10 protein-coding genes and 1 pseudogene are annotated in these 15,360 nt (G+C 38.6%); 3 read left to right on the forward strand and 8 right to left on the reverse strand.

The genetic code is table 11. From position 1 onward, the window contains the following. Positions 1–287: 287 nt before the first annotated feature. Entirely contained in the window at positions 288–1,445 is a 1,158-nt protein-coding gene (locus tag PUQ00_RS00535) for an XdhC/CoxI family protein (RefSeq protein ID WP_300412053.1), read from the forward strand. Between the two features lie 12 nt (positions 1,446–1,457). Further along, positions 1,458–2,114, forward strand: a complete 657-nt coding sequence (locus tag PUQ00_RS00540) for a nucleotidyltransferase family protein (RefSeq protein WP_300412056.1) — start codon at positions 1,458–1,460, stop codon at positions 2,112–2,114. Between the two features lie 119 nt (positions 2,115–2,233). Here PUQ00_RS00540 and PUQ00_RS00545 read toward each other — a convergent pair whose 3' ends face one another. The 3 genes and pseudogenes from PUQ00_RS00545 to PUQ00_RS00555 form a co-directional block, all read right to left on the reverse strand. Beyond that, positions 2,234–4,453: a tetratricopeptide repeat protein gene (locus PUQ00_RS00545; RefSeq protein ID WP_300412058.1), complete on the reverse strand. Its 2,220-nt coding sequence runs from the start codon at positions 4,451–4,453 to the stop codon at positions 2,234–2,236. A 139-nt stretch (positions 4,454–4,592) separates the two neighbouring features. Then, on the reverse strand, positions 4,593–5,147 hold the full coding sequence (locus PUQ00_RS00550; protein WP_300412060.1) for a type IV pilin-like G/H family protein: 555 nt from the start codon (positions 5,145–5,147) through the stop codon (positions 4,593–4,595). Positions 5,148–5,351: 204 nt separating this feature from the next. Further along, positions 5,352–5,918: pseudogene (locus tag PUQ00_RS00555) on the reverse strand (Uma2 family endonuclease). Between the two features lie 335 nt (positions 5,919–6,253). Here PUQ00_RS00555 and trxB point away from each other — a divergent pair. Then, positions 6,254–7,624 (forward strand): thioredoxin-disulfide reductase, encoded by a 1,371-nt coding sequence (trxB, locus tag PUQ00_RS00560; RefSeq protein ID WP_300412162.1) that lies wholly within the window; start codon positions 6,254–6,256, stop codon positions 7,622–7,624. Here the strand turns inward: trxB and PUQ00_RS00565 are convergent. The 5 genes from PUQ00_RS00565 to PUQ00_RS00585 form a co-directional block, all read right to left on the reverse strand. Beyond that, complete coding sequence (locus PUQ00_RS00565; protein ID WP_300412063.1) at positions 7,600–11,649, reverse strand: CmcI family methyltransferase; 4,050 nt, start codon at positions 11,647–11,649, stop codon at positions 7,600–7,602. The two genes, trxB and PUQ00_RS00565, sit on opposite strands and share 25 nt — an antisense overlap. Before the next feature lie 19 nt (positions 11,650–11,668). Then, positions 11,669–12,382, reverse strand: coding sequence for an acylneuraminate cytidylyltransferase family protein (locus PUQ00_RS00570; RefSeq protein WP_300412065.1), 714 nt, complete (start codon positions 12,380–12,382; stop codon positions 11,669–11,671). Beyond that, complete coding sequence (locus PUQ00_RS00575; RefSeq protein WP_300412067.1) at positions 12,379–13,428, reverse strand: nucleotidyltransferase family protein; 1,050 nt, start codon at positions 13,426–13,428, stop codon at positions 12,379–12,381. Before PUQ00_RS00575 ends, PUQ00_RS00570 begins: the two co-directional genes overlap by 4 nt. A 188-nt stretch (positions 13,429–13,616) precedes the next feature. Next, positions 13,617–14,672 (reverse strand): GNAT family N-acetyltransferase, encoded by a 1,056-nt coding sequence (locus tag PUQ00_RS00580; protein WP_300412069.1) that lies wholly within the window; start codon positions 14,670–14,672, stop codon positions 13,617–13,619. Beyond that, the gene (locus PUQ00_RS00585; RefSeq protein ID WP_300412071.1) at positions 14,669–15,340 is read right to left on the reverse strand and encodes a class I SAM-dependent methyltransferase; all 672 of its coding nucleotides are present in this window, start codon (positions 15,338–15,340) and stop codon (positions 14,669–14,671) included. The genes PUQ00_RS00580 and PUQ00_RS00585 overlap by 4 nt, the downstream gene beginning before the upstream one ends. Positions 15,341–15,360 lie beyond the last annotated feature (20 nt).

The raw sequence follows: 15,360 nt of genomic DNA on the forward strand, positions 1-15,360 counted from the left end.
ATAAATGACTCAAGTTGACAACTATCCTGTGGGGCATGATTTCAGCGCTATTTTCGCTTATCTTGAGTAGTACAACACCGCGATGCTGCGGTGGTCACTGAGCCTTGCCGAAGTGCGGTAAACAACGCAGTCAGTCTAACGTATAGACTGTAATCGTTAACGGGCGGCAAATCGAAGGAGTGTTTGACACTATCAGCGATGCACAATGGCACAGTCATCACATTGTTTTCATTGGGACTGCCTGCTTAAGCTGACAAACTGCTAGAAACCGAAAAATAAGCAATCAAATGAACGAATTACAAGCAATTTTACAAGGCTTCGAGTCAAGTCAAAAAAGTGGTGAAATCACTTTCCTCGCGACTGTAGTCAAAACTGAAGGTTCAACCTATCGCCGACCGGGTGCCAAAATGTTGATCACAAATACAGGTCGGATGATCGGAACAATCAGCGCTGGTTGCTTGGAGAACGACGTATATGAGCATACTCAACAACGAATGTCCGATGGCGAACCAATTGTTGTTACTTACGATAACACCGCTTCTGAAGATATTCTTTGGGGCTTTGGTCTAGGGTGCAATGGGATAGTGCAAGTTCTCATCGAACGTCTTGAGAGAGAAAGTACACCGAATGCGATCGCTTTTACCCAGGAGTGCTTTAATAAAAAACATTTGGGTATTATTGCCACAGTCTTTGCCTTTGAAGGCGCAGTCAATGTCAAACTTGGGTCGCGCTTACTGCTCTATCCTGATGGTAAAATTATCACTGACATCAAAGATCCAAATTTAATTCCATCTCTAATTGCAGATACTCAAGCAGCCTTTGCTAATCAAAAGTCAAGCGTAAAGAACTATCAGCTACCCTTAGGCAGTGCAGAAGTTTTCATTGAAGTGATTCAACCACCCACACCTCTAGTAATATTTGGTGCAGGTTATGACGCTGTACCCGTAGCACAGTTTGCTCAAGCATTAGGTTGGGAAGTTACTATAGTCGATTGTCGAGCTAATGAGGCAACTAAAGAGCGATTTCCAATAGCTTGTGATATCATTCTTAGTCGGCGAGAAATTGTACATAAACAGGTATTTATAGATGACTACACAGTTGCTGTGGTGATGACGCATAATTACCTTGACGATCGGGAAATCTTGAAAATGTTGCTGCCATCTCCTGCACGCTACATAGGGGTTTTAGGCCCAAAGCTGCGTACTGAAAGATTGCTTGAAGATTTACATTCGCAAGGAATAGTTTATACTACTGAAGAATTAAAAAGATTGCATGGCCCGATTGGGATTGACATTGGAGCAGATACACCTGAAGGAATAGCGATCGCGATTATTGCTGAAATTCAAGCAGTACTTAAAAACCGCAGTGGTAATTTCTTAAGAAATCGCAATCAACCAATTCACCAATGCTATGAAAGCAGCTTAAACTTGCTACTTACCACATAGTTTTTATCTGTTATGGTATTTAACACTGAGCAAATAGACAATCAAAAATCAACCATAGCAATTATGATTCTTGCTGCGGGTGCATCGACTCGTATGGGTACACCAAAACAACTATTGCTTTACCAAGGACGTAGTTTTTTGGAATACATTATAGAAATAGCGATCGCTTCAGTTTGTCAACCTGTAGTAGTAGTACTTGGAGCAAATGCAGAACAGATTTATCCCCAAATTAAGCAACTTCCCGTTAGAGTAGTTAATAACTTGGATTGGGCTTGTGGAATGAGTGCTTCAATCAAAAGCGGTATTGAATTGTTGAATAATCTTCCTCAAAAAATAGAAGCAGTAATTATTACACTTTGCGACCAGCCATTTGTTTCTCACCAAATTATTAATCAACTAGTGGATACCTATTATTCGGCAAAAAAGCCGATCATTGCTTGTGAATATGGGGGTACATTAGGTGTACCTGCTCTATTTAGTCAGAGATTTTTTTCAGAACTTGCTGCTTTGAAAGAAACTTCAGGAGCAAAAAAAGTTATTAATAATAATCTGAATGAAGTGTTTTCTATTTCGTTTCCACTAGGGGATATCGATATTGATACACCAAAGGATTACGAACAATTGCTATCAATGGCCAGCGCTTCTCAGTTGAGTTTAAAACAGACCTAACCCCCAGCCCCTTCCCTTGTAGGGAAGGGGAGTAAGATTCAAAGCCTCTCTCCTTTTAGGAGAGAGGTTTGGAGAGAGATCAAAGTATATTGCATAAAAACGAAAAACGCTATAGGAGCTTATTTTCCCTCAATATACTTCTGCCACATCTGCTCATAAACCTTTTCCATCTCACGGGTAAACTGTTTGCCATTCCATAGTGATGCTGTTTGCCGCGATGCTTTCAGCTTCAAAGCAACTTGCTGGCGTAAAACTTCATCCTTTCCCAAACGTACACCCCATTCTATATACTCTTCATCCGTCCAAGCAATGCCTTCTGTAATACCCGCATTCATCATCATGGTGTAGCTATTACGAGCTGCAAATTGTTCACCAACTCGCGTCACCAAAGGGATGCCCATCCACAATGTTTCTAGAGTTGTTGTCGCTCCGTTGTAGGGAAATGTATCTAATACAATATCAGCAATGCCTAAATTAGCACGATGAACTGCCTCTGAATGAACTATTGGTAAAAATCGTAATCGAGAACAATCTACACCTTCTTCTTCAGCAATTTGGTAAAAGAAGCGTTTAATTGTTTCCTCCTCAGCAAGTCCTTTAATCAAAAAGTAGCTGTTAGGTACTTGTTTAATAATTTGCATTTGCCACCTTGTCGTTTCTGGATGGCGTTTATATCCTCTTTGGGCGCTGAGATATACAACGGTATCCATAGGAATATCCAAGTCATCGCGGCGGAGAGTTGGTACACCAACTTCAAAACCATCTACTGCTATGTAAGTTTGGGGTAATCGCCAGATTTTCTCTGTATAGTAATTTTGTGCATTATCTGGCAGTACATAAGGGTCTGCGATAAAGTAATCAATTGCAGGTATGCCTGATGCATCCCACCCCAGCCAAGTAACTTGAATTGGGGCTGGCTTGAGTGCCATCACTTCAGTGGTAATATCTAGAGTGATACTATCAAGGTCGATTAAAATATCAATTTCATCTTGATATATCTGGTCAGCAATTTCCCAGCCATTCATACCTAATTGACGAGCTTTTCCTGCCTGACCTAGATACCACTCTTGGAGATAATCAGTTGCTAATTTGTAGTTAACAAAATAAGTATGAATATCAAATTTATCTCGATCATGATGTTGAAATAACCAACGAGCTAGCCAACCAACAGAATGATTTCTGAAAGCGTAAGATATATAACCTATTTTTAATTTTTTCGGATAGTTTGTTAAAGATTGATGATTAATGATTTTATGAGTATAGTTCTTTCCTTCTGATTGGCCAAAAGATTGAATATAATTATTAAAAATCTCAGCTAACTGATTATGAATAGCTCGAAATTCAGCAGGGGCATCTTTAATGTGAGGTATCGCAAAAGATGGCGTAAGTAACCGTAATATTCTTCCTTCTTCTAAAGGAATTCGTTCAGCTTTAATAAACTGTTGAAACACAGTTTCCAATTCTTGACAAGTTGTACATATCTCTTGCCAATATCCTCCTGCTGACATTAGACCCCTTAACAGCAAATGGAGTGCAAAAATTTTATCAGCCAAGCTTTCTGATAAGGAATAACACAATCTAGCTGTCTCTATACCTTGAGAATAATTACGAGCATCTTGATAAAAAGTCGCTAAGTGCCGCAAAATTTCTACATTATCTGGCTCCAATCGTAAATGCAATTCTAGCAGAGATGCTGCTAGTAAAGGCTGCCGCAAAGTATGACCAATTTCCATAGCAGCAGGAAGCAGGATAGAGAAGCATTGATGAGTATCAGAGAAATAAGGTAGACTAGCTTCTATTAAATTTAGATTAATTTCATGTAAAGTAACAGTATTTAAAAATTCTTTTAAAAATTGGATTAATAATTCGGTATTAATTTCTATATTTTCTTTTGCATTTAAGCTTTCAATTAATCCCCACTCATTCAAACTATCAATTTCTTCAAATTTTTGCAACTTGATAGAAAGTATAAGAATTTGAAGCAAATTATTTATATAACTAGGGTTAATTTCCCGCATATGCTGGCGAATTAACCAAGCAAGAGAATATTCCGCCAGTGTTTCACGCCTTTCAGCTTCTATTTGCAAAACTTGAAATAGTTCATTTGTCCAAATTTGTAACTGTTCTTCATCTGCCTCTGTCATTGGCAGCATCCAAGTCATTTGAGCTTCTGCTTCTTGCCCTTGTAATAGCAATAGTAGTCCTAAATGCCAATAATAAGAAATAGCATTTGGTTCTATCGCTATTGCTTGCTCATATAACTGTGCTGCTTGCGAATATTTTTCTTGAATAAAGTATTGTTCAGCTTGATTTTGCCAATTATATATATCAGTAATCATTGTGATTCTCTGAGAAAATTTTATGAGAAATATAATTGTGAACGACTTACATAATGGAAATAAAGTGGATAGAAGCATCTACCCACTTGGAAAAATATTTAGCTGAGAGACAATTTAGATACTCCTTGTCCTTGGTTGGTTACTTAGCCAAAGAGGTGAAATTGGCAGGACAACTAGCTGATCCAGCGGTGTAGGCAAATGTAGCGCCAGTTGCATTTGTACCACCGTTAACCATAGCGGTATTAGATTCACACAAAACAGCTATGGTAGTAGCTTCACTGGTAGCAGCTTGGGTTGTCAGCTCTACACCACCAATATAGGCTTTGAGAGGCGCAGTGGCAAGTATTACTATTCCTTGGTTGGCTACTGTAGTACCGAGCGTATCTACAACAGCCGCGTATTTGTAATTTACGGTTTGTGTTGCAATACCAAGTCCTAAAGTACCAATTGAACTTGTAAATGCAGTATTTTCTAAGTAATAAGCTTGCTGTGCGCGGTTCATGGAACCTGTATATGTTTTAGCTTCCGACTGCTTGGCTTTGTTAGCTTGGTTCAAGAAAGAAGGCAGGGCGATCGCAGACAAAATACCGATGATGATAATTACTACTAGTAATTCAATAAGTGTAAAACCTTCATCTCCCTTCTTCTTGGTGAGGATGTGTTGGAGAAATTTGGCTTTTAGTTCGGTTTTCATAAGTGTTTTCCGGGGGTAGAAAGTGATTGCGTGTTCTAGATGTAACTTACCCACCTGCGATCGCTTTCCTATCACCTTCAGAAAAAAAGTTTGAGGAGATACAATTACATAATCCAGAATCCTTCCATCCCAAATCACACAAACATCACTAAGCGCTTGGTCAACATCAGGGGCTAGATTCTCAATTTTAATTGTGGAAGTGCCTTATTCAAACTCAGGTGGCCACAACTCTGATATTGCCAGTTCCCAACCTGGTAGCAAGTCTGGTAGTATCAGCGTGTCGCCATTGTGCAATTCCACCGGAGCTTGGTTTATTCGATAAATCGTTACTGTCAATTTGTCAGGGTCAATCAATATGCCGACTACAGATCCAAGTTGCAAAAATAACTGAATCTTCTCCTCAAGTGGTTTGATTCTGTCGCTTTTAGATTTAATTTCAACCATCAGGTCTGGAACTAACTCTACAAAATCGCGTTTGGTTTTTTTCAGTCGTTCAGCTTTAACAAAAGACACATCAGGAGCACGTAAGTTTCTTTTTTCTAAGTCGTCCTCTTCTATTCTAGATAATATGAAGCCTGCGCTAGAGCCAGTCACTCGCCCTAGCTTGCGCGACATTACCTAAATATTCAAGAAGGTACTCAACCGAGTGCCAATTTCTTCTGACTCGTAATCTGATGGCCCTATAACTATAATTTTCCCTTCTACCAGCTCCATCTGCCATTCTGGATGCTCGGTTTGTAGCTCCTCTAAGTCTGTAATGGTGAAAGACATAATATTACAGAAAATACTCTTATATGTATCATAAGTACCGCACTATACGAAAGCTACAATGTATTGTATTCAAAGAAAAACGGCTGTATAGTTTGCCATTAGTAGCATCAATGAAAACAGATGTAATTTTTTATGAACTTATAAAGGAACTACCAGAGATATTTTTTGAACTTATTGATAACGGTTCAGAGGATGTTTTAAAAGTATTGAGCGCATAGTACCGTAGGCATTTTGCGTAGGCGTAGCCCGTCGCAGACATCGCTTACCATCTGACGTAGTCAATCACAGTTTATTATGCTATATTAAACGTAGTCGTTATGAGTTTGGATATGGTCATCACTAACCCCACAGTAGAAAACTTAGTAATTATCGGTTCTGGTCCAGCAGGGTACACAGCCGCCATTTATGCCGGACGCGCCAACCTGAAACCCGTTGTATTTGAAGGTTTCCAAGCCGGGGGTTTACCTGGTGGGCAACTAATGACAACCACGGAAGTCGAGAACTTTCCTGGGTTTCCCCAAGGCATTACCGGGCCGGAACTCATGGATCAGATGAAGGCACAGGCGGAGCGATGGGGGGCTGAACTATATACTGAAGATGTTATCTCAGTTGACTTGAGTCAGCGTCCCTTTATAGTGCGATCGCAAGAAAGGGAAATTAAAACTAACAGCATCGTCATTGCTACTGGTGCAACTGCAAAGCGTTTGGGTTTACCTAACGAACATGAATTTTGGAGTCGGGGAATTTCTGCTTGTGCGATTTGCGATGGTGCAACACCAATTTTTCACGGCGCAGAATTGGCTGTAATTGGTGCTGGCGACTCGGCGGCGGAAGAGTCAATTTACCTCACCAAATACGGCTCTAAGGTGAATATGTTGGTACGCACTGATAAGATGCGGGCTTCTAAAGCCATGCAAGACAGGGTTTTGAGCAATCCAAAAATCCAGGTGCATTGGAATACAGAGGCTGTAGATATCTTCGGTAACGGTCATATGGAAGGGGTGAAAGTCCGCAATACCAAAACTGGTGAAGTGAGCCAACTGCACGCTAAGGGTTTATTCTACGCTGTTGGTCACAGTCCGAATACCTCTCTATTTAAGGGGCAATTAGAACTGGATGAGGTGGGTTACGTTGTCACCAAGCACGGTACTGTAGAAACCAGTGTGGAGGGCGTTTTTGCTGCTGGCGACGTGCAAGATCATGAGTTTCGGCAAGCAATTACGGCTGCGGGTACTGGTTGTATGGCAGCGATGTTAGCAGAACGTTGGTTATCATTCAGTGGCTTAATTCAAGAATTTCATCAACAGTCAGAAACAGCAAATAATGAATTAGAACATCAGCCAGCCAAAAAGACTGAAGCCGAGGAAGAAGCTGAATTTAATTTGAATGGGACGCGCCATCAGGGAGGTTATGCTTTACGGAAATTGTTCCATGAAAGCGATCGCTTACTCATGGTTAAATACGTCTCTCCTGGTTGCGGCCCTTGTCATACCCTGAAGCCAATTTTAAATAAAGTGGTGGATGAATTTGACAGCAAAATTCACTTTGTGGAAATTGACATCGACAAAGACCGAGATATTGCTGAAAATGCTGGTGTGACCGGAACGCCAACAGTTCAATTATTCAAAAATAAGGAACTGGTGAAGGAAGTTAAAGGTGTGAAGCAAAAGAGCGAATACCGTCAGTTGATTGAAAGCAATTTGTAAGGAAGAGTTTCTGCTTTCGCTTGGGCGATCGCCTGTTGATTATCTGTTGCTAAAGCAATTCGAGTATTAATTCTAGGCAAAAGAGTTTTCCATTGTGTATCACTCATCTTGCCTAGTAGAGAAATTTCTGGCCCCTCAGTTATATCTACATCACCCTCCATGAGCAAATTCATGGTCAAAGACGATAAAAGCATATCAGCTTCTTCCTCAGAAACGTTATGAGTATCTATCAGGAGAGTTATATGACTTTTATCTGGGTGAGTAGTGAGAGTAGAAATGACACTTGCTAAATCTTGATATAGTAGGTCTTCTGGCTCTGACCAGTCTGGGAAAATAATGAGGTTAATATCTTTTAAGCGGAAATTTTGACTCAGAGTATCTGTAAGATATTTACTAAATAGTTCTTGGAAGAGGCTGCCTATTTTAGCTGAGTAAGAGCGGCTATCTAGAAAACTAGGATTACCTTGCATTTTTTCTTTGATTTGGTCGCTCTTTTGTTGGCGTAATTCAGGATCAGTTCCCAGTGTGATCGCTAACTGTATATAAGACTCTTCACTATCCGCAACTAAATCAGGTACATCTAATACTTGCACCATTGCAGCCCCCATTGTAGACCGAAAGGTAGTTCCCCGTCTAGTAATTACTGGTAAATTAACCTGTAGTGGCTCTATCAATGAAGTTGTTCCAGCAAATGGAAAAGAATCTAGGTAAACATCGGCAATAGCAAAGTATGCTTTAACTTCTTGTCGATTTGGTACAGGTTGAGGATCTAAGACTATCAATTGATCTGCTGTTATTCCATGCTTTGAAAATACTTTATTCAAGTGGTTCACAAAAGCTTTTTTAGGATAAGCGTTTGACCAATTTGGACCAAATGGCAGAAGGACTAAAACGGAGTTGGGAACAGCAAAAATTATTTTTGCCCACGTATCAATCAGTTCAGGGATAATTTTGAAGTAGTTAGCGGCAGAGATAAAAATAACAGCATCGTCAGGAATACCTAAACTTTGTCGCTCACTTTTTACAATTACCTTGTCTTTTTCATTACCATAACTAAAGCAATGAGCAGTTCCTTCCAGTTTCATCAACTTTTCTTGATATTGCTGTTCTGCCGTTGCCGATGGATCAGTTAGTGTACCAGAGATGTAATAATCAATATGCCGCATTCCTGTTGTTACCACAGATCCGCCACTCGTGACTTGTATTCTAGCTAACCGATGCATTGATAACAGGCAGATTTGATTCGTTACTGCCGTCACATTGGTAGCAATGAATAATATATCGAGATCATCAGCACGAATAATATTTACCTGTTCTGTTAAATCTTGTGGTAGTAGTTTAAAGGAGTTTGCACAGCTTTGGCAATATTGCTCTAGTTGATGACCAGTTTGATTAAGAGAATACAAAATTACTTCAAAATCTCTACTGATATATTCATAAACAGGAAGAGCCGCAAATGTTTCGGCTGATGGGAGAAAATTGCTGGCTAATATACCTAAAGTAATTTTTTTTCCGCCTACAGGGTTTTCAGCGAATTCATAATCTATGCCATAGTTTCTAGTTGTGAGAAAATACTCTATAATCTTTGCTCTTTTGACATAAATATCTTGAAGATTGGCATCATTAAAGTAAACAGGAATAAAATTAGCATTTTTTACAAAGCACTCTAAAAAATCATTCCATTGCTCAGAATTATTCCGTTCTAGAATTCCACTATGTAAGTAATCAATCCAACATTGGATATAGCGGTAGTAATTATCTGCGTCTCCAATTTTTTGGAAGTAGGAATGGGAATTAAACAGATATGTCTCATAATCATTTAGTAACCAATGAGGTATGTGTATAATCTCAGGGGGTGCTGGTAACTGCTGAGGATCTAGATAAAGCATAGCTACCATTAGATACTGAATTATTGTATGAGGATCATTAACTCCTCTAAAGATATCGGTAAGCACTTCATCAACTAAAGTTTGTTCGTTAACAGCTAATTGCTCATTTTTTAAACCAAGTTTTAGTAGTAATTGATACTTTTTACCCAATTCTCCCATATACAGGCTTTCAATCTGAGAAGTTTGTAAATTCAATAATTCAGTAGCGGTTTCATAACGTAACTGACGCAAGTTAGCGAGCGCTAATGGATCACCAGGGTCTTTTTGATACTCTTGAATATAAAGAGAGAATTTATTAGTGAAATTATTTAATATTTGAATATTACGTTTCTTTAAATACCCTGAAGGATTAAAAGTTAAGTATAATTTTTCGCATTCTTGGTCTATATCGAAAGACGAATCTTCCTGCATAAAAGCTTGAACAGCTTCCATCGGTCCTGGCCCATACTCAGAGTACACGGGATGACCGTTGATATTGGTGTCCTCGACAATAAGATAGCTTCCAGGCGTCACAAATGGACTATATAAATACAACTCTTGCAGTACATGTTCTGCACGATGATCAGAGTCCAAAATCACCACTACTGAGCTTTTATTAGCTGTTTTTCGCCGCACCTGTTCTATCATAGCATCAGATGTTGAAGAACCAAGCCAATAAGAAATGCGCGGATGCTGGGGTCGATTGGGGCGCTCTTGGATGTCAATACTCACAATTTCACCGTTTCTAATTATGTCACACATTTGTGCCAAAAACAAAGCACTACCGCCATAAAGAGTTCCAGTTTCAATAATAATTTCTGGCTTAATTTTAAATATAATTTCCTGGTAAATCCATAAATCTAGAGGACACTTATAAACTGGTATTCCCATCCAGTAAGTTTTTTGCCACGTTAGCCCTCGTTGCTGGGCAGCATTATAGTAAAGTTGATGAAACCACTGAATAATATCTTTTTCTGTGACTTGGGATTGGATTTGGTATTGCATGTTGGTGGTTGGTTTAATCCAGATTGGATCTTGATGAAATTCTGTAATTTGTTCTCTTATGTCTAGAAATTTTATTGGTTCAAACTTTTTCGTATAAGCTTGCTTGACGGCTAAAGAGAAAATATGTTCATATATAAGTTTTTCTTCTCCAACATTATTCTCATAAAATTTGTTGATTATTTTTTCCCCATATCCTATCACCAATTCGCTTTGACAAAGATAAGCAATTGATACACATGCTGAGGAATAAGACGTAAATGCTTTTGTAATTTTCAAAAAGACACAAAATAGATCAATAGGCACTCTAGTAAACCATTCTGGAATAACTAAGGCATTACGCTTATGTTTACATAATTCTCTAGCTAGTACCTGTGCTTGATTGAGTTGCTGCCTTAGGTGACCTTTGACTAAAATATTTTCGCCTATTTGAGTATAAGGTAAGATACTTGATAGGTAACAATTAATTTCATCTTGATAATTTTTGATCAATCCTGCTTCTGTTTCATAGGATGTCAGGGCAATTGTTAGTGAATTGCCAAATTGATTGCTAATATTTTTACAATATTCACTAAGCCCATCTATTTGTTTAGCACTATCAGCAACAGTGTATTCAAAAAACTCTGGTTTAATCTGTCTAACCTTACAAATATCAAAGGATTTTCCGCAATCAATAGGTGTAATAAGATAGCTATCATCTATAGGAATAAACCCGGATGGATTTAGAGATTTACTGATTGAATTAGTACTATTCAGATTTAATAAACCTAAGCTATCTCCGTAACATATTTTACGGGCGCTTGGATAAGCTGATAAAAAGACTTCGTTCACAAATTGCCAGTTGCGACAAGTATAAACAACATCTGCAAATGGAATCTTGAGATATTTCTTTAATAAATCTGTCGCAGTCAAAAATTCACAAGCTTTTACAGAACAAAAGCTTTCAAATTCATGAAGTGATAACCTCTCTTTAAATTTCCAAATTTGAGAAATCTGTAAACAGACTTTATTTAATTTTTGGTCTCCATACCCCCCCATTATCAAAAAGTCATCGCAGTTTCTATATTCTCCATTTTCTTCTTGTGAACGAAGAACCGAGAGAATAGTTAGCAGTTGAGCTGGCCCTTGAACTATAACTAACCTAATTTCAGACATAGTTTTTCTAGTAATAAAATTAGCAAGTGTATATTGTTTGAGTAGTAACTGTCTCTTTAATTCTCAGTTGAAGCAGATTAAAATCTAATTCAGTATCTATGTCTAATGAACGTTCTATTGGCATAACATATGGAGTTGTTCCTTCCGATATAAAGGTTTTATTTTCTATAAGCCATGCTGTTTGGGCAACATAAACTGCACCATTTAATAAATAAATATTTGGTAAATCTTGCCGACGCTCATAAATATCGTGTGTTTTGATAAAAGGCTTCATTTGTCCAGCTTTATCTATGGTATACATCCAGTAAGGACTTGAATCAGATTTAGTAACTGAGACAGAAGAATAACTTTGAGACCTAACACAAGCTTCAAGACAACTATCAATGTCTATGACCTTTCTCAAAGGGGAAGTCGGCTGGAGTAGGATAACATAATCATATATAGGAAGTTGATTTAAAGCGTGTAATACAGGAGCAATTCCTGGGGTGTCATCCTGAGCCAGTTCAACAGGCCGTTTAAAAGCAACTTCACACCCCCATTTTTGGGAAATGCTAATGATTTCATCATCTTCTGATGACATTATTAATCTGTCTATATACTTAGATTTATTAGCTTCTTCTATTGTCCATGCAATCAGAGGTTTGCCTCCTATTTCTCGAATATTTTTACGCGGGACTCCTTTTGAACCTGCTCGGGCTGGAATAATTGCTAAGACTTTTTTACCTTGAATCATGCAAATACCTCTCTAAATTCTTCATTGGCTTTCTCAAAATCACTCATCCTTCCAATATCCAACCAGTATTCGCAAATGGGGAAAGCAGAGGTTTTTTCTTGCTTTTGAATTAGTGTTTCAAATAAAGATGGCATATCGTAGTATTCTGCTTTAGGAATTGACTCTAAACAAGATGGCTCTAAAATATAAATCCCCGTATTAATATGAAACTTATATAGAGGTTTCTCTCTAATACTAATAATTTTTTGTTGCTCTGTATCAACTACACCAAAAGGTATCTGAAAATCATACTCCGTGACAGCCATTGTTGCCCTACTTTCATGCTCTTGATGAAAATTGAGCATCTTATGGAAGTTCACTTTCGTCAATAAATCCGCATTCATTACAAAAAAAGGTAATTCTGGACGCTTCGGCAGCAAACTCAGACCACCAGCAGTACCTAAACGTTGCGTTTCACGCAGATATTTAATTTTTACTCCCCACCGTGAGCCATTGCTAAAGTAGTTTTCAATCATGTGAGATTTGTAATTGACTGAAATAAAAAATTGGTGAAATCCACAGTCAATAAAGCTCTCTAAGATATTTTCTAGAATTGGTTTACCGCCTACTCTCAATAAGGGCTTTGGACAATCGTGAGTTAAGGGAGCTAACCGAGTTCCTAAACCACCAGCAATTAAAATAACCCAGTTATCTCGCTTAGTAACTTCTAGTAGTTGTTCTAGTAATGCAAGTTTTACAACTCGCCTGTCTAAATCAATTACAGGTATTTGACGAATACTTTTTCGCCGCATCATAGCAATAATTTCATCATTAGTCGTATTTGTATCGACGGTGATGGGTTGTGGACTCATCGCTAGGTAAACAGGTTCATCTAGCGAGAACCCTTTCAAAATAGCTCGGCGGATATCTCCATCAGTTACAGTTCCTAATAATTGCTGCTGTTCGTTGACAACCAGTGCAATTTGCAGAGCACTAACATCAATTGTCTGGATTGCTTCCCGAATCGAGTGTTGTGGCGGAATCAGTATTATTTTCCAGTCTTTCACAGTATTTTCCTAGTTCTATTCAGGGTTTTCAGTTCACAATTTGGAAAGTTCACTTAATGTAACAAAGAGAAATGAGGCAATTTTATCCTTTCCAGCGTTTGCTGAAAACTAGAGTTTAGCCATTAGCTTTCCAAGTTGTGTCAATTAATAGAGTTCCCAGAAATGACCAGAAAATAACAGTGATTCGCTCAGGTTAAGCGATAAAGAAGGAAGTAGCTAGGCCTTTGGACGAGTTTTTGCTGACGCATCCAACTAACGCAGAGTTTTTCGTACATAGCTGCATTGTGGATGCGTCCACCGATATAAAAAGGAAGGCACAATTTCGAGAGGCTGGCTTTAAAGCGGAAGAGGTCATCTTTGGGATCAGAGGTTCGTCCTCCTCCCAGATGCAACCAGCGAAAGCCGTTTTTTTGACCCCATAGTGCAACTGTGTGTAAGAGCAAATTGTTAGGAGCAAATGAGCGATAATTGAGATCGCTGCCAGCTAAGTGGTAATGGAGGCAATCTCCGTGTTGCAGAAATAATCCAGCAGTAACAATCTGCTCTTCATATCTGACTGTGAATAGTTTAACTGCTTGAGTTAGATTACTCCATAAATAATTAAAGTAAGACTCACAGAAGTAGTAATAGGGAATAGCACCGAGAAGTTTCATTGTCTGTCCATACAGTTGTCGGAAGGTTTCTAAGCTTTCTGATGTAGAACTTTCTGTACAAACCAATCCCTTTTTAATAGCTTTATTGACCATATTTCGGTGGACAGAAGGATAGTTTGTCCATAAGTCTTGCTCAGATCCCTTTAAATTAACAACGACTGTTTCTCGATTGAGGATTATCCAACAAGACTGATCAACGTATTGGTAATTTTCTAGGAGTGGATTGAAGCGGATAAACTCAGCAATGATGCGGTTATCTTGGCACCATTGAGAAAAAACGACTTGAACCTTTGTCAAAAACGGTGGATAGTTGGTAGTACTTAACGGACCACTGTATCCGTAAACTGTTTCAATATCGTACCAAGGCTTGTCTACGACTTCAGATCCGACTTGCTTAATAGGACGTACAAAGAAAGGGTAAAACCAAAGATGGTCTTCATCTTGAGCAACAAAAGCATAAGCTATTCCATCCCCATTTAACTCATACGCCCTATGATACTCAGGAAGAAAATAGATATCTATTGAGTGAAAATGCTCTAGTGCTTTGTACCACCCCTCTATCTCTTGAGTAGTAAAAATTTGCCATTTCACAGTTGTTTTTTGCCTTCGACAAGCCAATGCTTATAGTATTGTTGTTGGTTGTTCAGACTACGAATTAAATATTCGATTTGCACATCAGCAAAGTAATTCGAGAGTTGCTGCACTTCTTCTAAATTGAAGAAATGACACAGCCCTTTACCCTCTAAAGGTCCTTCTGTAATCTCAATGAACGTTCCTGGTTCGACTTCTTTCCCTAAGCCATCTCCCCATGATCCAGAAGCAACGGTCATAGAAAAGATTCTGCCCCCAGGTTTGAGCATAGTTTTAACTTGTTCTACTATGATTTTAATGTTTTCAATTGAGTTATGTTGCAAACACGCTATGTCTAGCACTGCATCAAAATAAGCGGGAGGATAAAAATTAGATAAGGAAATCAGATCTCCGACTTGGAGATGGGCTTTTAAACCTTCTGAGTCTAAATAATTTTCTGCTTTAGCTATCGCAGTATTTGACCCATCAATTCCATAGACATCAAACCCTTCTCTACTCATATACCAGACGTTTGCTCCAGTACCACAGCCGATTTCTAGCAATTTAATTTGTTTTCTATCTGGAAAGACATAAAAATTCCGCGCCACGAAACGAATAACGTCTTCTGGAGGATATTTTCCCCATTCCTGGCTGATGAATATGTTTTCCCAACTTGCATCCCAACTCATAATCTAAACCTGTTCTAGTT

The organism is Nostoc sp. S13 (assembly GCF_029379315.1).
In the GTDB taxonomy this organism is placed as follows: domain Bacteria; phylum Cyanobacteriota; class Cyanobacteriia; order Cyanobacteriales; family Nostocaceae; genus Nostoc.